17 protein-coding genes are annotated in these 19,698 nt (G+C 71.5%); 13 read left to right on the top strand and 4 right to left on the bottom strand.

The features are described from left to right. Positions 1-86: 86 nt before the first annotated feature. The 5 genes from WBG79_RS07420 (at position 87) to WBG79_RS07400 (ending at position 4,302) form a co-directional block, all read left to right on the top strand. The gene (locus WBG79_RS07420; protein ID WP_337357901.1) at positions 87-779 is read left to right on the top strand and encodes a sulfite exporter TauE/SafE family protein; all 693 of its coding nucleotides are present in this window, start codon (positions 87-89) and stop codon (positions 777-779) included. A 293-nt stretch (positions 780-1,072) separates the two neighbouring features. Next, on the top strand, positions 1,073-2,044 hold the full coding sequence (locus WBG79_RS07415) for an aliphatic sulfonate ABC transporter substrate-binding protein (protein WP_337356471.1): 972 nt from the start codon (positions 1,073-1,075) through the stop codon (positions 2,042-2,044). A gap of 81 nt (positions 2,045-2,125) precedes the next feature. Further along, the gene (locus tag WBG79_RS07410) at positions 2,126-2,950 is read left to right on the top strand and encodes an ABC transporter permease (RefSeq protein WP_337356470.1); all 825 of its coding nucleotides are present in this window, start codon (positions 2,126-2,128) and stop codon (positions 2,948-2,950) included. Between the two features lies 1 nt (position 2,951). Continuing rightward, positions 2,952-3,725, top strand: coding sequence for an ABC transporter ATP-binding protein (locus tag WBG79_RS07405; protein ID WP_337356469.1), 774 nt, complete (start codon positions 2,952-2,954; stop codon positions 3,723-3,725). Positions 3,726-3,783: 58 nt separating this feature from the next. Then, positions 3,784-4,302 carry an OsmC family protein gene (locus tag WBG79_RS07400; RefSeq protein WP_337356468.1) on the top strand — a complete coding sequence of 173 codons (519 nt, stop codon included), beginning with the start codon at positions 3,784-3,786 and terminating at the stop codon, positions 4,300-4,302. A 20-nt stretch (positions 4,303-4,322) separates the two neighbouring features. Here WBG79_RS07400 and WBG79_RS07395 read toward each other — a convergent pair whose 3' ends face one another. Beyond that, positions 4,323-5,741: a hypothetical protein gene (locus WBG79_RS07395; RefSeq protein WP_337356467.1), complete on the bottom strand. Its 1,419-nt coding sequence runs from the start codon at positions 5,739-5,741 to the stop codon at positions 4,323-4,325. Positions 5,742-5,941: 200 nt separating this feature from the next. On the opposite strand from WBG79_RS07395, the gene WBG79_RS07390 reads away from it, so the two are divergent. From WBG79_RS07390 to WBG79_RS07365, 6 genes are all read left to right on the top strand, one after another. Then, positions 5,942-7,183, top strand: coding sequence for a cytochrome P450 (locus WBG79_RS07390; protein ID WP_337356466.1), 1,242 nt, complete (start codon positions 5,942-5,944; stop codon positions 7,181-7,183). A gap of 108 nt (positions 7,184-7,291) precedes the next feature. Then, entirely contained in the window at positions 7,292-8,971 is a 1,680-nt protein-coding gene (locus WBG79_RS07385) for a long-chain-fatty-acid--CoA ligase (protein WP_337356465.1), read from the top strand. Further along, complete coding sequence (locus WBG79_RS07380) at positions 8,968-10,104, top strand: thiolase family protein (RefSeq protein ID WP_337356464.1); 1,137 nt, start codon at positions 8,968-8,970, stop codon at positions 10,102-10,104. The genes WBG79_RS07385 and WBG79_RS07380 overlap by 4 nt, the downstream gene beginning before the upstream one ends. Continuing rightward, positions 10,104-12,425, top strand: coding sequence for a 3-hydroxyacyl-CoA dehydrogenase/enoyl-CoA hydratase family protein (locus WBG79_RS07375; RefSeq protein WP_337356463.1), 2,322 nt, complete (start codon positions 10,104-10,106; stop codon positions 12,423-12,425). Before WBG79_RS07380 ends, WBG79_RS07375 begins: the two co-directional genes overlap by 1 nt. A 20-nt stretch (positions 12,426-12,445) precedes the next feature. Beyond that, complete coding sequence (locus WBG79_RS07370; RefSeq protein ID WP_337356462.1) at positions 12,446-14,230, top strand: acyl-CoA dehydrogenase C-terminal domain-containing protein; 1,785 nt, start codon at positions 12,446-12,448, stop codon at positions 14,228-14,230. A 176-nt stretch (positions 14,231-14,406) separates the two neighbouring features. Beyond that, the gene (locus WBG79_RS07365; protein WP_337356461.1) at positions 14,407-14,739 is read left to right on the top strand and encodes a hypothetical protein; all 333 of its coding nucleotides are present in this window, start codon (positions 14,407-14,409) and stop codon (positions 14,737-14,739) included. Between the two features lie 2 nt (positions 14,740-14,741). Here WBG79_RS07365 and WBG79_RS07360 read toward each other — a convergent pair whose 3' ends face one another. Together WBG79_RS07360 and WBG79_RS07355 are read right to left on the bottom strand one after the other, a co-directional pair. Then, positions 14,742-15,269 (bottom strand): dioxygenase family protein, encoded by a 528-nt coding sequence (locus WBG79_RS07360; RefSeq protein WP_443147443.1) that lies wholly within the window; start codon positions 15,267-15,269, stop codon positions 14,742-14,744. A 318-nt stretch (positions 15,270-15,587) separates the two neighbouring features. Then, complete coding sequence (locus WBG79_RS07355; RefSeq protein WP_337356459.1) at positions 15,588-16,577, bottom strand: HoxN/HupN/NixA family nickel/cobalt transporter; 990 nt, start codon at positions 16,575-16,577, stop codon at positions 15,588-15,590. A gap of 68 nt (positions 16,578-16,645) precedes the next feature. Here WBG79_RS07355 and WBG79_RS07350 point away from each other — a divergent pair, with 68 nt between their 5' ends. Together WBG79_RS07350 and amaB are read left to right on the top strand one after the other, a co-directional pair. Beyond that, on the top strand, positions 16,646-16,924 hold the full coding sequence (locus WBG79_RS07350; RefSeq protein WP_337356458.1) for a metal/formaldehyde-sensitive transcriptional repressor: 279 nt from the start codon (positions 16,646-16,648) through the stop codon (positions 16,922-16,924). Between the two features lie 98 nt (positions 16,925-17,022). Further along, complete coding sequence (amaB, locus tag WBG79_RS07345; protein ID WP_337356457.1) at positions 17,023-18,567, top strand: L-piperidine-6-carboxylate dehydrogenase; 1,545 nt, start codon at positions 17,023-17,025, stop codon at positions 18,565-18,567. Between the two features lie 15 nt (positions 18,568-18,582). Here the strand turns inward: amaB and WBG79_RS07340 are convergent, their stop codons facing one another. Next, positions 18,583-19,527, bottom strand: coding sequence for a sugar-binding transcriptional regulator (locus WBG79_RS07340; protein ID WP_337356456.1), 945 nt, complete (start codon positions 19,525-19,527; stop codon positions 18,583-18,585). Between the last annotated feature and the right edge of the window lie 171 nt (positions 19,528-19,698).

Raw genomic sequence — 19,698 nt, 5'->3', positions numbered from 1 at the left:
TAGTGATCAGCGCGTCGTCGATCATTCCGGGCCGCGCCGTGACCGAATCCGCCCTCTTCTACCTGGCCGCGATCCCGTCCGCCTTCATGGTCGGCGCCTCCAAGGGGGGCCTTCCGATGGTCGGGCTGCTCGGCGTGCCCGTGCTGGCGCTGGCGATCTCGCCCGTGCAGGCGGCCGGCCTGCTCCTGCCGATCTACGTGGTCTCCGACATCTTCGGCCTCTACGTCTACCGCCGTCATTTCGACCGGCGGAATCTCGCGATCCTGGTCCCCTCGGCGATCCTCGGCATCATGATCGGCTGGGCGACCGCGTCCTTCGTCACCGACAAGGCCGTCACCCTGATGGTCGGCCTCATCGGCCTCGCCTTCTGCCTCGACCGCTGGTTCCGTCCTGCCGCGCAGGAGAAGAAGCCGGCCGACGTGCCGCGCGGCGTCTTCTGGGGCGCGCTCACCGGCTTCACGAGCTTCGTCTCCCACGCCGGCGCGCCGCCCTACCAGTGGTACGTGCTGCCACAGCGCCTCGACAAGCTCGTCTACGCCGGCACGTCCACCATCGCCTTCGCGGTGATCAACGCGGTCAAGCTCATCCCCTACTGGGCGCTCGGCCAGCTCAACCCGGACAATCTCGCCACCTCCGTGACCCTCTTCCCCGTCGCCATCGCGGCCACCTTCGTGGGCGCCCGCCTCGTTCGCATGATTCCCGAGGGCCCCTTCTACCGCCTGATCGAGATCGGCCTCCTCCTCGTCTCCCTCAAGCTCCTCTGGGACGGGCTGAAGTAAGGGTGCCGCCGGCCCGGGCGCTGCACCGGAGGGGGGCGGTGCCTTCCGGCGCCGACCTTTCTCCGCTTCGATCCGGTCGTGGGGAACGGCCGTGGCCTGAACTTTCCCCCGCAGCGCGGCGCGACCCGCCCCGATCACGCCCGCCGGACCCGCTTGAAACGAGAGCGGCGCCCCGGGGGCCGGACGGGGACGCATTTTCCCCGGGAGGCCGTCGTCACGACCGCGTGATGCCTCGACCGGAGAGGCGCCGGCCGGCATGGTCTGGGCCAAATCTTGGTTCAGGGAGCCCGCCCATGTCGATCACCCGTCGCATTCTCATCGCCGCCGGCCTGGCGGCCGGCCTTCTCGCCGCCGCGCCGGTCTCCGCCGCGGAGGCGCCGAAGGAGATCCGCATCGACTGGGCGACCTACAACCCGGTCTCGCTGATCCTCAAGGACAAGAAGATCCTCGAGCAGGAATTCGCCAAGGACGGCATCACGATCCGCTGGGTGCAGTCGGCCGGCTCCAACAAGGCGCTCGAGTTCCTGAACGCCGGGTCGCTCGACTTCGGCTCGACGGCGGGCGCCGCGGCCCTGCTCGGCAAGATCAACGGCAATCCGATCAAGTCCATCTACGTCTATTCGCGCCCGGAATGGACCGCGCTGGTGACGCGCCCGGAGACAGGGATCGCCAAGCCGGCGGACCTCAAGGGCAAGTCCGTGGCGGTCACCCGCGGCACGGACCCGCACATCTTCCTGGTGCGCGCGCTCGCGGAGGCGGGGCTGACCGAGAAGGACGTGAAGCTGGTGCTCCTGCAGCACGCGGACGGCCGCCTCGCCCTGCAGCGCGGCGACGTCGACGCCTGGGCGGGGCTCGACCCGATCATGGCCTCCGCGGAGGTCGAGAACGGCGCCAAGCTCTTCTACCGCAAGCCCGAGGCGAACACCTGGGGCATCCTCAACACGCGCGAGGAGTTCGCCAAGGACCATCCGGAGATCGTGGCCCGGGTGATCGCCGGCTACGAGAAGGCCCGGGCGATCGCGCTCGCCGACAAGGCGACCCTGACCGCCTCGCTGGTCGCCGCCACCAAGCTCCCCGATACCGTGATCGCCCGCCAATTGGAGCGGACCGAGCTCACGCATTCCCGGATCGGCGCCGCGCAGCGCGACTCCATCGTCGCGGCGGGGCTGGCCCTGCAGGAGGCCGGCGTTATAAAGACGGACGTCGACGTCCGGAAGACGGTCGCCGACCTGATCGACGAACGCTTCGGCGGCGCCGGACAGTAAGGGGTTCGGCGAGGTCGTCGGGGGTTCGATGCGAGGTCGGGTGGGCGAGCGCGGTCCGGGTCTCCGGACGGGGAGGACGCCGTGACGGTGGCCGAGACCTCGTCGCCGGCCGCCGCCGCCCCGCGCGGGCCCCGTCTCCTCCCCTCCCCGCGGCTCGTCGCCGGGCTCGTGCTGCCGGTCCTGCTGGCGATCGGCTGGGAGGCCGCGGTCCGCCTCGGCTGGTCGAGCGGTCGCCTGATGCCGCCGCCGAGCCGCATCTTCGCCACCCTGGCGGAGCTGTGGGGCTCGGGCGAGCTGACGCGCCACATCGCCGCGACCACCCTCAGGGTGGCGGCCGGCTTCGGGCTCGGCGTCCTGGCCGGCACGCTCGCCGGCGCCGTCACGGGCTATTCAGGCATCGCCCGGCGGCTCCTCGACCCGACGCTGCAGGGGCTGCGCTCCATCCCGTCGATCGCCTGGGTGCCCCTCTTCATCCTGTGGCTCGGGATCTTCGAGGAATCCAAGGTCGCGCTGATCGCCGTCGGGGTGTTCTTCCCGGTCTATCTCGGGGTCATGGGCGCGATCCTGTCGGTCGACCGCAAGATCGTCGAGGTCGGCCGGATCTTCCGGCTCTCCGGGCCGGCGCTGGTCCGGCGCATCCTGTTGCCCGCCATCCTGCCCGCCTACGTGCTGGCGCTGCGCTCGGGGCTGGGGCTCGGGTGGATGTTCGTGGTCGCGGCCGAGTTCATGGGTGCGTCGGAAGGGCTCGGCTATCTCTTGGTCGACGGCCAGCAGCTCGGCAAGCCGGACCAGATCGTCGCCGCGATCCTGTGCTTCGCCGTGCTCGGCAAGGTGACGGACGGGCTCCTGGCGGCCGGCTCCGCGCCGTTCCTGCGCTGGCAGGACAGCTTCCGGCGGGGAGACTGACATGCTTGCCATCGAGAGCGTCGGCCGCATCTACCCGAACGGGACGCGGGCGCTGGAGCGCGTGACGCTCACCGTCGGCCCCGGCGAGATCGTGGCGGTCGTGGGCGGCTCGGGCTGCGGCAAGAGCACCATGCTGCGGCTTGTCTCCGGCCTCGACCACGCGACCGAGGGGCGGATCGTGGTCGACGGCACCGTCATCGCCGAGCCGCATCCGGCCGTTGGGCTGGTCTTCCAGGAACCGCGGCTCCTGCCCTGGCTGACGGTCGCCGACAACGTCGGCTTCGGCCTCGCCGATCTGCCGCGGGAGGAGCGGGAGGCGCGCGTCGCCGCCGCGCTCGGCAAGGTCGGCCTCGCCGAGCATGCCCGGCGCTGGCCGCGGGAACTCTCGGGCGGGCAGGCGCAGCGCGTCGCCATCGCGCGGGCGCTCGTCGCACGGCCAACGGTGCTGCTCCTCGACGAGCCCTTCTCGGCGCTCGACGCCTTCACGCGGGCCGACCTGCAGGACCACCTGCTCGACCTCTGGGCCGACTCGCGGCCGACGCTCGTGCTCGTCACCCACGACATAGAGGAGGCGCTGGTGCTGGCCGACCGGGTCGTCGTGATGCGGCCGAAGCCGGGGCGGATCGCGGCGGAGTTCCCGGTCGAGCTGTCCCGCCCGCGCGACCGGCTGGCGCCGGAGTTCGAGGAGATGAAGCGGCGCGTCCTGCGCTCGCTCGACGAGACCCTGAGCCCGCGCCCGCGCGGCGAGGAACTCGCGCCCGCCGCCGCCATCTAGGCCCGGGCGCCACCGACCGGGGCGCCCCTGCCCTGCCGAGATCCACGAGGAGGAAACCATGGACGCCAACGAACTCCGGGCCATGCAGGCGCCGATCAAGGACAAGTACAAGACCGCGCCGGACGCGGCGAAGATCACCCTCAGGGCCAAAGGCTCGGTCGACGACCAGCATCTCGCCTGCAAGGTCGAGACCGGGCGGGCGCTCGCGATCGCGGGGCTGCATCCGGCGACGGGCGGCAGCGGGCAGGAGCTCTGCTCGGGGGACATGCTCCTGGAGGCGCTGGTCGCCTGCGCGGGCGTCACCCTCAAGGCGGTGGCGACCGCGCTGGAGATCCCGCTCCGCTCCGCCCATGTCTTCGCCGAGGGCGATCTCGACTTCCGCGGCACGCTCGGCGTCGCCAAGGACGCGGCGGTCGGGTTCGAGGCGATCCGGCTCCGGTTCGAGGTCGACACCGATGCGCCGCAGGAGAAGATCGACACGCTCCTGAAGCTCACGGAGCGCTATTGCGTCGTCTTCCAGACGATCAACAAGCGGCCTGAGCTCTCCGCCGGGATCGTCAACGTCGCGGCGGCCTGACGGGGCCTCCCGCGAGAGGCTCAGGCGGGCGTGATCGCCAGGGCGAGATCGGCCGCGAAGGGCGGCGTCTCGACCGCGAGACCGTAGGGGCCGGCCTCGGCGGCCCGCTCGCCCGCCGGCCGGCCCTCCCGCGTGTCCCAGGCGCGGACGCTGTAGCGGCCGGGCGCGAGTCCCGGCACGGCGAGGCGTGTGGAGACGGGCTCCGCGGCGGGATCGAGCGTCCCGTCGGGGCGGATCGTGTCGCGACGCAGGAGCCAGACGACCGCCTGCCGGTCGTCGCCGCACGCGAAGGCGGCGAGGCTGCGCCGGGAGAGGGCGATCTCGGCGTTGAGGTTGCGGCGGCGGAACGCCGGCCAGTCGATCAGCGGCAGGAAGTCGGCGAGCCCGCGCTGGGCCCGGCGCATGCCCGGGGTCAGGCGATGCACCTTGCGGTTCGGCCAGCGCATGCCGCCGCCGGCCGCCCCGGAGGCGAGGTGCGCCCACTGCATGTGGCGGAAGTACTCGTCGTCGAAGGGCTCCGGCAGGGTCCGGTGCTTGTCCTTGAAGGCGTGGATGGGCCCGTGCTCGGTGTCCAGGAAGGGCCGCGTATCGCGGATTTCGGCGAGCGCGACGCGCACGATCTCGCCCGTGTCGACCGCCGCCGCGACGGTGTCGCGCGGGTCGTCGATCGAGCCTTCGCGGTAGATGTGGATCGAAGCGAAGTCCATGTCGGGGTGGCGGAAGATCGGCTCCTCCAGGCCGAGGTGCGGGCGCCAGCGCAGCTCCGGCCCGAAGAGCGAGACGGTGACCGGATGGGTCCGGCCGTGCACCCGGCGCTCCACGGCGCGGACATGGGCGGCGAGGTCGGCCATGAAGGCGGCGAAGGGCTCGGCGGTGTCCTCGGCCTGGGCGGGGTGGATCTCGTTCCACAGGTCCCAGGCGAAGAGGGCGCCGCTGCCGCCCCAGCGGACGGCGGCGAATTCCAGCCGGCGCTTGATGGCGGCGCGGGTCTCGGGGCAGAGGAGCAGGCGCGAGGGGTGGTCGAGCGGGCCGCCGTTCGCCCGGTTCCAGGGGTGATGGGGCCAGCGGATCCAGGTCCAGAAGGTGTCGACCGGGGTCAGCAGGATGCGCAGGCCGTGGCGGGCGCAAAGCGCGAAGAGGTCGTCCCAGATGGCGACGATGCGGGGAACGAAGCGGCCGGCCGGACGCTCGATCGCCCAGCCGCGCTGGTGGGCGCATTCGAGCATGAGGCGGATGACGGTGACGCCCTCGGCGGCGAGGCCGGCGAGGTGGGCCTCGACGCCCGGCAGGTCGCGCCGGCCGGCGAGGCCGCGCAGGTCGACCCAGCTGATCGCCTCGTTGTGGCCGATCGGGGTGAAGGCGGCACCGGTCTCGTCGACGAAATAGGGCGCGCCGGGAGCCACATGGATCCACGGCAGGGCGGGCGGACGGGTCAGCATGGGGCGCGGGACTCTGGTGGCGGGGCTATGATCCCGTCGGAAGCGCGGCGCGGGCGGGAAGGTTCCGGCCTTGCGGGTCTGCGACCGCCCGGCCCGCCGCTCGACAGATCTGCGGAGGCCGGGTTGGCCGGCGTCCGTTGCATTTGATACGATCGGGGCGACCGGAAACCGCCGGACGGGCGCGCCAGGGAGGATCGGACTTGGACCGGAGCGAAAGCCTTGGGGCTGCCGGGGGACGGGATCTCGCCGCCTCCTTCGACCTGACCCGACTGCCGCCGAGCTTCTACGAGGACCCCTACCCCACCTACCGGGCGCTGCGGGAGCACGAGCCGGTGAAGCGGCTGCCGAACGGGGCGGTCTTCCTGTCGCGCTACCGCGACGTGCTACAGGTCTACAAGGACCCGAAGGTCTTCTCGTCGGACAAGAAGGTCGAGTTCAAGCCGAAGTACGGCGACAGCCCGCTCTACGAGCACCACACGACGAGCCTCGTCTTCAACGACCCGCCCCTGCACACGCGGGTCCGCCGCCTGATCGCGGGCGCCCTGACGCCGCGGGCGGTCGCGGGCATGGAGCCGGCGCTGGTCGCGCTCGTCGACCGGCTTCTCGACCGCATGGCCGAGAAGGGCCGGGCCGACCTGATCGAGGACTTCGCGGCGGCGATCCCGGTCGAGGTGATCGGCAACCTGCTCGGCGTGCCGCACGCGGACCGGGGGCCGCTCAGGGACTGGTCGCTCGCGATCCTGGGCGCGCTCGAGCCGGTGCTGACGCCGGCGGCGGCCGAGCGCGGCAACCGGGCCGTGACCGAGTTCCTGGCCTACCTGGAGGGCCTGGTGGCCGACCGGCGGGCGCGGCCGGGCAACCCGGAGACGGACGTGCTCACCCGGCTCGTCCAGGGCGAGGCGGACGGGGAGCGGCTGACCCACGCGGAGCTCCTGCAGAACTGCATCTTCCTCCTCAACGCCGGGCACGAGACGACCACCAACCTGATCGGCAACGGGCTCGTCACCCTGCTGGAGCACGCGAGCGAGAAGGCGCGGCTGCTCGCCGACCCGTCGCTCCTGAAGCGGGCCGTCGAGGAGTTCCTGCGCTACGAGAGCTCCAACCAGCTCGGCAACCGGATCACGACCGCGCCGGTGGAGATCGGCGGGACGGCGCTGCCGGCGGGCACGCTCATCACGCTCTGCATCGGCGGGGCCAACCGGGACCCGGAGGTCTTCCCCGATCCGGAGCGGCTGGACGTCGGACGCAGCCCGAATCCGCATCTCGCCTTCGCGTCCGGCATTCACCAGTGCGCGGGCATGAGCCTCGCGCGCCTGGAAGGCGCCGTCGCGATCGGGCGCTTCCTCGCCCGCTTCCCCGGCTACCGCTTCGACGGGGCGCCCGTCCGCGGCGGGCGGGCCCGGTTCCGCGGCTTCCTCGCCGTACCGGTCCGGGTCGCCTGAGCGCTTCCTCCCGCAATCGTGTGGGCTCCTCCCGCGGCGCAAGGTGGACCTCGCCGGGGATCGGTGTTGTCCTATGTGAAAGAAGAGGAATCGGCGGGGAGGGACGCGATGGAGCCGAACGCCCGGGACCTGTCTGCGGCGGGCCTGCCGAAGGGGCCGGCCTGGGCCGTCCTGGACGAGGCCGTCGCCGCCTTCGCGTCGCGGCCCTGCATCGACTTCCTCGGCAAGCGCTGGACCTATGCGGAGATCGGCGATCTCGTCGAGCGGGCCGCCAAGGGGTTCCAGGACCTGGGCGTCGGGCCGGGGGTGCGGGTCGGCCTCTGCCTGCCCAATACGCCCTACGCGATCGTGGCCTTCTTCGGGGTGCTGAAGGCGGGCGGGACGGTGGTGAACTACAACCCGCTCTATGTGGAGCGGGAACTCGCGAACCAGATCGAGGATTCGGGGACCTCGATCATGGTGACGATGGACCTGGCGCTGATCTACCCGAAGGTCGCGGGCCTCCTCGGACGGACGAGCCTGAAGACGATCGTCGTCTGCCCGATGGCGGCGGTCCTGCCCTTCCCCAAGCGCCAGCTCTTCCCGATCCTGAGGCGCAAGGAGCTGGCGGCGATCCCGGACGACGCCCGCCACGTGAAGTGGGACCGCCTCCTCGCCGCGAAGGGCGCCCGGCCGGTCACGGTCGATCCGGACCGGGACGTGGCGGTTCTGCAATACACGGGCGGGACCACCGGGGTGCCCAAGGGGGCGATGCTGACCCACGGCAACCTCTCGGCCCAGCTCGAGCAGATGCGCCGGGTGATCCCGAAGGCCGAGCCCGGCTACGAGAAGCTCCTCTGCGTGCTGCCGCTCTTCCATGTCTTCGCCATGTCGGTCGGCATGTTCCTGGGGCTGAAGCTCGGGGCGGAGCTGATCCTGCTGCCGCGCTTCGAACTCGCGCAGGTGATCGACGTGGTCGCCCGGAAGCGGCCGACCCTGTTCCCCGGCGTGCCGACCCTCTACGCGGCGATCAACACCGCCATGGAGAACGCCCCGGTCGACCTGACCAGCCTCAAATACTGCATCTCGGGCGGGGCGCCGCTGCCGGCAGAGATCCTGAAGGCCTTCGAGGCGCGGTCCGGCTGCCGGCTGGTCGAGGGCTACGGGCTCACCGAGTGCTCGCCCGTGGTCGCCGTCAACCCGCTCGACGCGCCCGGCAAGGCGGGGTCGATCGGCAAGCCCGTGCCGGGCACGACCATCGAGATCCGCTCGCCCGACGACGGCAGCCTCGTGCCGGAGGGCGAGAAGGGCGAACTCTGCATCCTCGGGCCGCAGGTGATGGCGGGCTACTGGAACCGGCCGGAGGAGACGAAGGCGGTCTTCCGCGGGCCGGCGCTCAGGACCGGGGACGTCGGCTACCGCGACCCGGACGGGTTCATCTTCATCGTCGACCGGATCAAGGACTTGATCCTGTGCTCCGGGTTCAACGTCTATCCCCGGGTGATCGAGGAGGCGCTCTACCAGCACCCGGCGGTCTCCGAGGCGGTGGCGATCGGGGTGCCGGACCCCTATCGCGGCCAGGCGCCCAAGGCCTTCGTCACGTTGCGGGCCGACGCCAGCGCCAGGCCCGAGGACCTGATGGCCTTCCTCGCCGGCTACCTGTCGCGCATCGAGATGCCGAAAGAGATCGAGATCCGCGACACACTTCCGAAAACCATGATCGGCAAGCTGTCCAAGAAGGAACTGGTCGCCGAGGAGGCGGCCAAGGCCGGACAGGGCGCGCAAGCCCGACAGGGAGAGACTGCATGACGCGGATCGTCGTCGCGGGCTACGCGCGCTCGCCCTTCACCCCGGCCAAGCGGGGCGAACTCGCCCCGGTCCGACCGGACGACCTCGCCGCGCAGGTGATCCGGGCGCTCATGGAGCGGACCGGGGTGCCCGGGGAAGCGATCGAGGACGTGTTCGTCGGCTGCGCCTTCCCGGAGGGCGAGCAGGGGCTCAACATCGCGCGCCTGTCGGCCCTGCTCGCCGGCCTGCCGAACACGGTGGCGGGGGCGACCATCAACCGCTTCTGCGGCTCCTCCATGCAGTCCGTCCACGCGGCCGCGGGCGCGATCCGGATGGACGCGGGAGAGGCCTTCGTGTGCGGCGGGGTGGAGAGCATGACCCGCGTGCCCATCATGGGCTTCAACCCCATGCCGAACCCGACCATCGCGGCCGAACAGCCCGGGGCCTACATGAGCATGGGCGAGACGGCCGAGAATGTCGCCCGGCGCTGGCAGATCCCGCGGGACGCGCAGGAGGCCTTCGCGGCGGAGAGCCACGCCAAGGCGGCGCGCGCCCAGGCGGAGGGTCGCTTCGAGGCCGAGATCGTGCCGATCCGGGGCAAGCGCGGGACCGTCTCGGCGGACGGCTGCATCCGGCCCGACACGACGGCCGGGACGCTCGCGGCCCTGAAGCCCGCCTTCGACGCGGATGGCACCGTGACGGCCGGCACGTCGTCGCCCCTGACGGACGGCGCGGCCGCGGTCCTCGTCTGCACGGAGGCCTTCGCGCAGAAGCACGGGCTCGCGCCGCTCGCGGCCATCCGGTCGATCGCGGTCTCGGGCTGCGCGCCGGAGATCATGGGCATGGGGCCGGTGGAGGCGACCCGCAAGGCGCTCGGCCGGGCTGGGCTGAAGGTCTCGGACCTCGACGTGATCGAGCTCAACGAGGCCTTCGCGTCGCAGTCGCTCGCCTGCATCGGCGACCTCGGGCTCGACCGGGCGCGGGTCAACCTGGACGGCGGGGCGATCGCGCTCGGCCATCCGCTCGGGGCGACGGGGGCGCGGATCGTCGGCAAGGCCGCTCAGCTCCTGAAGCGGGAGGGCGGGCGCTATGCGCTCGCCACCCAATGCGTCGGCGGCGGCCAGGGGATCGCCACGGTGCTGGAGGCGATCTGATGGCGGAGATCGGACGGGTCGCGGTCATCGGCGCCGGCGTGATGGGGGCGGGCATCGCCGCCCATGTGGCCAATGCCGGCGTGCCGGTTCTGCTCCTCGACATCGTGCCGGCCGGCGCGGCCGACCGCAGCGCCATCGCCAAGGGGGCGGTCGAGAAGATGCTGAAGACCGAGCCGGCGCCGTTCATGTCGGCGGCGGCGGCGAAGCTCGTCGAGACGGGCAACATCGAGGACGATCTCGGCAGGCTCGCCGATTGCGACTGGATCGTCGAGGCGGTCGTCGAGAAGCTCGAGGTCAAGCAGGGGCTCTATGCCCGGATCGAGGCCGTGCGGAAGCCGGGAAGCGTCGTTTCCTCAAACACTTCGACGATTCCGCTCGGCCGTCTCGTCGAGGGCCTCACGGATCGATTCAAGAGCGACTTCCTGATCACCCATTTCTTCAATCCGCCCCGCTACATGCGGCTGCTGGAGATCGTCTCCGGGCCGGCGACGCGCCCGGAGGCCACCGCGGCGGTGGCGCGCTTCGCGGACGTGCGGCTCGGCAAGAGCGTGGTCCACTGCGCCGACCGGCCGGGGTTCATCGCCAACCGGCTCGGCATCCACTGGCTCGCGGCCGGCGTCGTGGAGGCGGCCGAGCGCGGCATCCCGGTGGAGGCCGCGGACGCGCTGATCGGCCGGCCCTTCGGCATCCCGAAGACGGGCATCTTCGGCCTGATCGACCTCGTCGGCCTCGACCTGATGCCCCACGTGATCGGCAGCATGGCGGGCGCGCTGCCCGCGGGCGACCTCTTCCATGCGGTCAACCGGCCGGTACCGGTCGTCGACCGGATGATCCGCGAGGGCTACACGGGGCGGAAGGGCAAGGGCGGCTTCTACCGGCTGAACCGGGAGAAGGGCCGCGCCCGCGAGGCCGTCGACCTCGCGACCGGGGCGTACCGGCCGCAGGCGAAGCCGGCCGTCCAGGCGATCGAGGACGCGGGACGCTCGATGGAGGCGCTGATGCGCCACCCGAGTCCGGAGGGGCGCTACGCCCGTGCCGTGATGGCCTCCACCCTCGCCTACGCGGCGATGCTGGCCGGCGACGCCTCGGACGACATCGACGCGATCGACGAGGCCATGCGCCTCGGCTACAACTGGAAGCAAGGCCCGTTCGAGCTGATCGACGGGATCGGGGTCGACCGCTTCACGGCCCTCGCGGAGGAGGACGGCCTGCCGGTGGCGCCGATCCTGAAGACGGCCGCGGGGCGGAGCTTTTATCGGGTCGAGGGCGGGCGCCGGCAGGCGCTGACGCTCGACGGCACCTACCGCGACCTCGTGCGTCCGGACGGCGTGATCCTGCTCGCGGACCTGAAACTCGCGTCCAAGCCCTTGATGAAGAACGGCTCGGCGGCTCTCTGGGACATCGGCGACGGGGTCTGCTGCTTCGAGTTCACGTCGAAGATGAACGCGCTCGATCCCGACGTGCTCGACCTGCTTCAGAAATCGCTCGAGGTCGTGAAGGCCGGCCACAAGGCACTGGTCGTCTACAACGAGGGCTCCAACTTCTCGGTCGGAGCGAACCTGGGGCTCGCCCTCTTCGCCGCGAACATCGCCGCCTGGGGGCAGATTGAGCAATTGGTCGAAGCCGGGCAGAGGGCCTATTCGGCGGTGAAATACGCGCCCTTCCCGGTGGTCGGGGCGCCGGCCGGCATGGCCCTCGGCGGCGGCTGCGAGATCCTGCTGCATTGCCACGCCGTGCAGGCCCATGCGGAGACCTACATGGGGCTCGTCGAGGTCGGGGTCGGGGTCATTCCCGGCTGGGGCGGCTGCAAGGAGATGCTGGCGCGCTGGCAGGCGGCGCCGACGCTGCCGAAGGGGCCGATGCCCGGGGTCTCGAAGGTGTTCGAGACCGTGTCGGTCGCCACCGTCTCCAAGTCGGCCGCGGAGGCGAAGGACCTCCTGTTCCTGCGGCCGACGGACGGGGTGACCATGAACCGCTACCGCCTCCTCGCCGACGCCAAGGCCCGGGCGCTCGCCATGGTGGCCGGCCACAAGGCGCCGGCGCCGGCGACCTACGTGCTGCCGGGCCCGAGCGGCAAGGTTGCGCTCGACATGGCGGTGGCGCAGTTCGCCCGGCTCGGCAAGGCGACGGCGCACGACATCGTGGTCTCCGGGGCGCTTGCCGAGGTCCTTTCGGGCGGGGACGCCGACCCGACCGAGGCGATCGGGGAGGAGGACGTGCTCGCCCTGGAGCGCCGGGCCTTCATGCGGCTGATCCGGACGCCCGGCACGCTGGCGCGGGTCGAGCACATGCTGGAGACCGGGAAACCCTTGCGGAACTGACGGCGGAGGAGAGCGAAGGCATGCCCGTCTACAAGGCCCCGCTGCGCGACATGCGCTTCGTGCTCTACGAGCTCATGGACGGCGACGGGCTTTCTGCCCTGCCGGGCCTGGAGGAATTCGGGCGCGACCTCGTCGATCCCATCCTGGAGGAGGCCGCCAGGCTCTCCGAACAGGTGCTATTCCCGCTGAACCGGTCGGGGGACGAGGAGGGCTGCCGGTTCGAGAACGGCGTGGTGCGCGCGCCGGCCGGGTTCCCGGAGGCCTACCGGACGTTCCGGGAGGGCGGCTGGACCGCGCTCTCCTGCGATCCGGCCTATGGCGGCCAGGGCGCGCCGACGACGGTGGCCACGCTCTTCCAGGAGATGATGTGCTCGGCCAACCTCTCCTTCGGCATCTACCCGGGCCTCAGCCACGGCGCCTACGTGGCCCTGCACGGCTACGCCTCGGACGACCTGAAGGCCCGCTTCCTGCCGAAACTCGTGGACGGCACCTGGTCGGGCACCATGTGCCTCACCGAGCCGCAGTGCGGAACGGATCTCGGGCTGATCCGGACGACGGCCACCCCGGCGGAGGACGGCGGCTACCGGATCACGGGGACGAAGATCTTCATTTCGGCGGGCGAGCACGACCTGACCGAAAACATCGTCCACCTCGTGCTGGCGCGGCTGCCGGGGGCGCCGAAGGGGACGGCCGGGATCAGCCTCTTCCTGGTGCCGAAGTTCATGCCGACCGAGGACGGCCGGCCGGGCGCGCGCAACGGCGTCTCATGCGGCGCCATCGAGCACAAGATGGGGATCAAGGCCTCGGCCACCTGCGTGATGAATTTCGACGGCGCCACGGGCTGGCTGGTCGGCGAGCCCCACAAGGGCATGCGCGCCATGTTCGCCATGATGAATGCCGAGCGGCTGGCGGTCGGGGTGCAGGGGCTCGGGCTCGCCGAGGTCAGCTATCAGAACGCCGTGCTGTATGCGCGGGAGCGGCTGCAGGGCCGCTCGCTCACGGGCGCGAAGCATCCCGAAAAGCCGGCGGACCCGATCGTGGTGCACCCGGACGTCCGGCGCATGCTCCTGACCGCGCGCGCCTATACGGAGGGGTCGCGAGCCCTGGCCTGCTGGGTGGCACGGTCCGTCGACACGGCGAAGTACCATCCGGACCCTGCGGTGCGGCAGGAGGCGGACGACTTCGTCCAGCTGATCACACCGGTGGTGAAGGCGCTCCTTACCGACCTCGGCTTCGAGACGACCAACATCGGCGTCCAGGTGTTCGGCGGACACGGCTTCATCCGCGACCACGGCCAGGAGCAATACGTGCGCGATTGCCGGATCGCGCAGCTCTACGAGGGAACGAACGGCATCCAGGCGCTCGATCTCGTCGGCCGCAAGATGCCCGCCCATACGGGGCGCTACCTCCGGCGCTTCTTCCACCCGGTTTCGGCGTGGCTGGACGCGCGGATGAACGACCCGGCGCTCGAGCCTTACGTGCCGCCGGTCGCCAAGGCCTTCGGGCGGCTCCAGACGGCGACCGCGACCATCGCGCAGCGCGGGCTGTCGCGGCCCGAGGAGGCGGGGGCGGCGGCGAGCGAATATCTCCGGCTCTTCGGGCTGGTCGCCCTCGGCTACCTCTGGGCACGGAGCGCGGAGGTCGCCCTGGCCCGGGCGGGGGACGACCCGGACGGGTTCTACCGGGCCAAGACCGTCACGGCGCGCTTCTACATGGAGCGCATCCTGCCGCAGACGGGGGCGCTGCTGTCGAGCCTCATGGCCGGGTCGCGGACCATGATGAGCTTCGACGAGGCGGCTTTCTGATCGTTCGTTGCGGTTTGCAGTGCGAAACGAAAAGAAACCGAAACACGATTCCGGCGGGACGGAATCCGGCGGAAACACGGGTCGGGCATAAGCGCGTCGTCGCGACGGCGCCGGGAGCCCAGGGCGCGCGGCGCGACCCCGACCGGGAGCCCGGGCGGGCGCAAGAGGAGCCCGCCATGACCGTGACCCGCGCCATTCTGTTCCTGACCGCCGCCATCGCCACCGGCCTCGGCGCCGGCATGGTGCTGGCCGATCGTCTCGGCGACAGCGCCGAGGGGCCGGCCAAGGCCGAGCCGATGCCGGTCGAGGCGCCGGTCCGTGCCGCCAAGGAGGCGCGCCTCGACGCAGCCTGCGAGCGCCAGACCTGGCCCTACATCGCGCCGTCCTGCCTGGAGCGGGTTTCGGCCGTGCGGCCGGTCGTCGAGACGGTCACGGTCGCCCAGCGCGCGCCGGAGATCGCCACCACGACGCTGACCAGGACGCCCGTCCTGAAAACCGCGAGCCGCTGACCTCAGCCGGCGAGCACGAGGTCGTAGCGCCCGACGCGTCCGCCATCGCCGGGCCGGACCTGCATCACGAGCGCCGCGTCGAAGATGCCGTCGCGGGCATTGCCGGGTTCGTCCGGGAAATAGAGCTGCGTCGTCAGCACCGATCCGCCCGGGGCCTGCACCTTGACGTGAAAATGGCGCGTGCGGCCGGGATAGAGGCCCGGAACGACGGTCAGGAAGCGGAACCGGCCGCGGTCGTCGGTGTACTGGTGGCCGCGGAGACGGAAGCCGGCGTTGTCGTAGGCGCCGGCCGAATCGGCGTGCCAGAGATCGACGAGCGCCCGGGACACCGGACGGCAGCCGCGCGTCAGGACGAGCCCGACCAGCGCGAAGGCCTCGCCCCGCTCGCCGCCCCGCAAGTCCTGCCGCTCCGGCGAGCGGGGCTTGAAGTAGGGGCCTTCGGTCTGCCGGGCCGTCGTGGCCGGGTCCGGGCCGCAGGCCGGCGTGAGCGCGAGGTCGGCGTCCGTTTGGCCGAACGCGGAGCGGGACAGGGCCAGGAAGGCGCCGCGCCGAGACCACCGGCCATCAGGCCGCGCCGAGACAACGATCGTGTGGACACCCGAGCCTCCCGCACCGACGGACGTTCGGGAACGATCCCCCGGCGTCCGGGCAGAAAAAAGGCCGCCGACGACTGTCAGCGGCCCAAGTCTAGGGAGGAAACGCCCAAGGAGGGCTGCCAGAGCAAGGCTCTAACGTGGTTCAATTTAATGCTGCGTCGCAGCAATGCAAGGTCCAAAACGCCGCATCGCGCATTTTCTCGGTTTCGGTTTTTTCGCTAGCGCGTTCGAACCGGTTCGACCCGATGCCGATCAGGCCTGTCCGAGCTCCACCAGGCCGCGGATCGCGATCGCCAGACCGACCAGGAACACCAGCGAGGCCGAGACATAGGGCAGCCGCTCGGACCATCCTTCGAAGCGGTGCCCGAAGCGCGCTCCGGCGACGCGGGTGCCCCAGGCCGCCGCGAGGCCGACCGCGACGAGGGTCACGGCGAGCCCCAGGCTGAAGGCCGCCACCATCCCGATGCCGAGCGTCACCTCCTTGAGCTGCAGGCAGATGAACAGCACCGCGATGGCGGCGGGGCACGGCAGGAGCCCGCCGGTGAAGCCGAACCAGACGACCTCGACCGCCGTGACGGTCCGGCCGGCATAGCGCGTCCGGATCGCGCGCGCGTGGGCGGCCGCATGGGCGTCCTCTGGAGCATGCGGCGCCGGGTCGGGCGTGGGGCCGTCCGGTGAGGCGACGGCAGGGGCGTGCCGGTGGGGATGCCGATGGGCGGCACCGTGGTGGTCCGCCGCATGGGCGTGACCGTGGTGGTGGGGGTCACCGTGATCATGACCATGGCGATGGCCGTGCTCGTGCTCGTGGTCATGGTCATGGTCGTGATGGTGCCGATGGAGCGGGCCGGCGCCCTGCCCCTGTTCGCCATCTTGCGCATGATGGTGGCCATGGGCGGCCCGGCGGGGCCGCAGCAGCAGGAAGATGCGCATCGCGAGGCCCATCACCAGCAGGCCGGAGACCAGCACCAGCCAGGGCTCCGCCGTCCGCAGGATGTCGCGGTCGCCCAGCCACAGGCCGATCAGGGCGAGCGCCCAGACGACCAGCGTGTGGCCCACGGCCGCCGAGACGCCGAGCAGGACGGCTTGCGCCGGGGTGCCGCGGACCGCGATGATGAAGCCGGCCATCATGGTCTTGGAATGGCCCGGCTCGAGCGCATGCAACGCCCCGAGCAGGACGGCGAGGGGCAGATAGAGCCAGGGATTGGCGGCTCCGGCCTGGATCAGGGCGGCGATGTCGGGCATGGCTCGGCCGGCTTCCAAGTTTCGGTCAGGACGGGCATGATATACCCCCTGGGGTATCGGAGGACAACGTGTCCCACACGATTCGCGACAAGGGAAAGCTGCTCGCCCGGGTGCGCCGGCTGAAAGGGCAGGTCGAAGCGGTGGAGCGGGCGCTCGAGGCGGAGCTCGGCTGCGCGGACGTGCTCCAGCTCACCGCCGCCGTGCGCGGCGCGGTCAACGGGCTCACGGCCGAGCTGATGGAGCATCACCTCCGCTCCCACGTCCTCGATCCGGACGAGCCGGCCGGCTCGGATCGGGCCCGGGCGGCGGAGGAGCTGATCGAGGTCTTGCGGACCTATCTGCGTTGAAGGCGCCTGGCGGCGACGCCGAAGGCCGCATTCGGGAGAGGCGCAGGCCCGCGCGAAGTGCTAAGACGCCGGCCGTCGCAAACAGGAAGGACCCCGTCATGACCCAGGAAGCCAAGCCCCTGTCGCTCGCCGGCGAAACGCTCGAGCTCCTCCAGGGGCTGGGTGTCCGGCGCGAGGCCCTGACCGGCGGGACGCTTCCCGCGCGGTCGCCGATCACGGGGGAGACGCTCGCATCCCTGCCGGAAACGGACGCCGCCGGCGCGGCGGCCGCGATCGGTCGCGCCGAGGCGGCGTTCCGGGCCTGGCGGGCCGTGCCGGCGCCGAAGCGCGGCGAACTGGTGCGCCTTCTCGGCGAGGAGCTGCGCCGCGACAAGGCGGCCCTCGGCCGGCTGGTCTCGATCGAGGCTGGCAAGATCGTCTCGGAAGGCCTCGGCGAGGTCCAGGAGATGATCGACATCTGCGACTTCGCGGTGGGACTGTCGCGCCAGCTCTACGGACTGACGATCGCGACCGAGCGGCCGAACCACCGGATGATGGAGACCTGGCACCCGCTCGGCGTGACGGGCGTCATCTCGGCCTTCAACTTCCCCGTCGCGGTCTGGTCCTGGAACGCGGCGCTGGCGCTGGTCTGCGGCAATCCGGTCGTCTGGAAGCCCTCCGAGAAGACGCCGCTGACGGCGCTCGCCACGGCGGCGATCTACGGGCGCGCCGCGGCCCGCTTCAATGCCGAGGGCGGCGCGGCCCCGGACGGGCTCGTGGAGGTGCTCATCGGTGGGCGGGCGGTCGGCGAGGCGCTGGTGGACGACCCCCGGGTGCCGGTCGTCTCGGCGACGGGCTCGACCGCGATGGGGCGGGCCGTCGGCCCCCGGCTCGCCAAGCGCTTCGCCCGCGCGATCCTGGAGCTCGGCGGCAACAACGCGGCGATCGTCTGCCCCTCGGCGGATCTCGACCTGGTTCTTCGGGCGGTCGCCTTCGCGGCGATGGGGACCGCGGGCCAGCGCTGCACGACGCTGCGCCGCCTCTTCGTGCATGAAAGCATCTACGACCGGCTCGTGCCGCGGCTGAAGAAGGCCTACGGTTCGGTCCGGATCGGCAACCCGCTGGAGGCGGGCACCCTGATCGGACCGCTGATCGACGAGGCGGCGCTCGCCCGCATGGACGCGGCGCTCGCCGCCGCGAAGGCGGAGGGCGGGGTGGTGACGGGCGGCGGCCGCGCCGCGGTGCCCGGGCTCGGCGGCGCATATGCGGCGCCGGCCCTCGTGGAGATGCCGTCCCAGTGCGGGCCGGTCGTCGAGGAAACCTTCGCGCCGATCCTCTACGTGATGCGCTACCGCACGCTCGACGAGGCGATCGCGCTCCACAACGCCGTGCCGCAGGGCCTTTCCTCGTCGATCTTCACGAACGACCTGCGGGAGGCCGAGCGCTTCGTCTCGGCGGAGGGCTCCGACTGCGGCATCGCCAACGTCAACATCGGCCCCTCGGGCGCGGAAATCGGCGGCGCGTTCGGGGGCGAGAAGGAGACGGGCGGCGGCCGCGAAGCCGGCTCGGACTCCTGGAAGGCCTACATGCGCCGGACCACCAACACCGTGAACTACGGCACCACGCTGCCGCTGGCGCAGGGGGTGAAGTTCGACGTGGAGTGAGGGGAGAGCGGGGCGTCACCCCTCCAGCAGAGCCCTCGCCGTGTCGCTGTCGGTGCCGAGGGCGTTGACAATGCGGCCCTGGATGGCGGCGCGGATGGCGGGGGCCTTGTTGGGGCCGAGGGCGGCGGCGATGCCGAGGGGCGCGCGGGCGAGGTCCTCGAGGGTCACCGACAGGGTGCGCTCGTCGAATTCGGAGGCGACCGGCTTGCCATCGGGACCGAAGAAGCGGCCGCAGATGGTGCCCACGGCGCCGCGGGCGGCGATCGTCTCGATATAGGCGTTGTCGATCACGCCGTGGCGGAACACGGTGGCGCGCGGCGAGATCGAGCCGATGCCGACCAGCGCCACGGTCATGCGTCGGACGAGATCGAACACCGCCTTCACGGACGCGGTCTCGAGCAGGCCGCGGGCGGCGACCACGTCGTCGACGATGGCGGGGACGGGCAGCTGCCAGGCGCGGGCGCCGAGGCCGGCGGCCAGCATGCGGCAGACCTCGCTCGAATGGCTAGGGATCTGCGGCGCCCCGACACCGCCGATCAGGGAGACGACGTCCACGTCCGAGGACTTGCCGCGGCGGATGGCGGCCGCGACGGCGGCCACGGTGTCGCCGTCTGAGACGCCCAGCACGGTGCCGGGGGTCAGGCGGTCCTCGACGGTGCGCGCGATGGCGCGGCCGAGGATCTCGTAGGCGTTCTGGGCGCCGGCGCGGGGCTGGACGACGACCGCGAACTCCAGCCCGAAGCGCTGGACCAGCCGGCGCTCCAGCTCGAAGTCGCGCATCGCGTAGGGCGTGATCTGGATTTCGACGAAGCCGAGATCCATCGCGGCCTTGAGGGCGCGGCTGATGGTCGATTCGGAGACGGCGAGCTGCTTGGCGATCTCGTGCTGGGCGAGCTTCTGATCGTAGCGCATGCGCGCGATGCGCAGGATCAGCTCTTCATCGCGACGGTTTCGGGCCATGGCGCTCTTTGGAATCTGGGGCGGTGGGCGATCCCTCGATACCATGCCGAGGCGGGCACGTCATCGCGGGCCATGAGGGAAACGCATGCCAAAGGCCCGATCGCCCCGACGCTGGAGCCGAAACAAAAGAGCGCTCGTATTTTTAATCGGCGCTCTGCTACCCTGTCCAGT

The organism is Prosthecomicrobium sp. N25 (genome assembly GCF_037203705.1).
Lineage (GTDB): Bacteria > Pseudomonadota > Alphaproteobacteria > Rhizobiales > Ancalomicrobiaceae > Prosthecodimorpha.
The sequence above is the reverse complement of the archived record's forward strand: the minus strand, read 5'-3'. Positions and strand labels throughout refer to the sequence as shown.